This window comes from Kosmotoga sp. (assembly GCF_982836095.1).
This window is the reverse complement of sequence record NZ_CEYIHJ010000028.1, coordinates 13798-14972: the sequence shown is the minus strand read 5'-3', so window position 1 is coordinate 14972 and position 1175 is coordinate 13798. Positions and strand designations below refer to the sequence as shown.

Here is a 1175-nt window from a genome sequence, read left to right as displayed (position 1 = left end):
CCGATATGCAAATTTGAATAACGGTCGATGCGCTAAAAAGCGTTTCAGGTTTTTGCTACGGATTTTTGATAGAGGTACAGTGTATTATCTGCGCTATTTGAAGGATATACGTAAAAGATCGAATAACATTGAAGCTGAACTGCACCGCTCAACGAGGAATAAAGAATTGATAGCCATGCTGAACCTTGAAAAGTCCCTTGTTTACTTCACGACCTCTTTGAGATCCAACGAGCTTATGTTTGAAAAATTAAAACGAGCAAACATCCTTACTCTTTATGAAGAAGATGAAGAATTATTCGAGGACATCATCATTGAAAACCGCCAGGCCATTGAAATGGCGCGCATATACAATGACATTCTAAGCGGCATGATGGATGCTTTCGCTTCTGTTATTTCAAATAACCTCAATGTGGTGATGAAGATATTGACAATTGTAACGCTGGTGCTTCAAATTCCCATGCTTACAGCTTCCATATATGGCATGAACATCGCTTTGCCTTTGCAAAATTCGCCACATGCTTTCTATATAACCATGAGTATTTCAGCTGTGGTAGCTGTTATTTTTGGATTTGCGTTGTTTAGAATACGCTGGTTTAAGTGACTTTTAGCGATTTCAACACAGTTGTTTGGATTATGGAAACCAAGAGCAGATAAGCAAGTAAAAACCAGTTAGGCATTAAAAGTGAAGGAAAGGCATATATAGAAGCCAGAGCCATAGAGATGACCATTATGGTTCTGGTGTTTTTTATGTAGAGTTTTTTCAATTTATCGTAGAAATGATCTCTGTCACCTTCAAAAGGTGATTTACCGTTTAGTGCCCTTCGCAAAAAACCTAAAGTGAGGTCCAGGAGAGGCAACCAGAGAATCCCAAAAGCGGTTAAACCGAATCCAGAATTAAAGGCTTTTATAAAGGCTATTCCAAAAAAACCTCCAAGAAGGTATGAGCCTTCGTCCCCCAGGAACATTCTGGCAGGTGCTATATTGAATATGAGAAAAGCACCTATTATAGGTACGATCCAGCGGAAAAATCCTAGGCCTGGGATGAAAGAAAAGGCGATGGCTGTTACAAGGCTAAGTCCTCCACAAAGCCCGTCCATTCCATCGACCATGTTAAAGGCATTTATTATAGCTGCAAAAACTTATTTAAGGATAGCTTCAGAAAATGTAGCAAATTC

The 1175-nt window shown here is 39.3% G+C and carries 2 protein-coding genes; one reads left to right on the top strand and one right to left on the bottom strand.

The annotated features are described in order from the left end of the window. Window positions 1-601, top strand: a 601-nt coding sequence (locus tag AC3LHT_RS03395; protein WP_488661988.1) for a magnesium transporter CorA family protein, incomplete at its 5' end; no start/stop codon positions are given. On the opposite strand, the gene AC3LHT_RS03390 is transcribed toward AC3LHT_RS03395, so the two are convergent. Further along, entirely contained in the window at window positions 594-1097 is a 504-nt protein-coding gene (locus tag AC3LHT_RS03390; RefSeq protein ID WP_488661987.1) for a hypothetical protein, read from the bottom strand. The genes AC3LHT_RS03395 and AC3LHT_RS03390 overlap by 8 nt on opposite strands. Window positions 1098-1175: the final 78 nt, after the last annotated feature.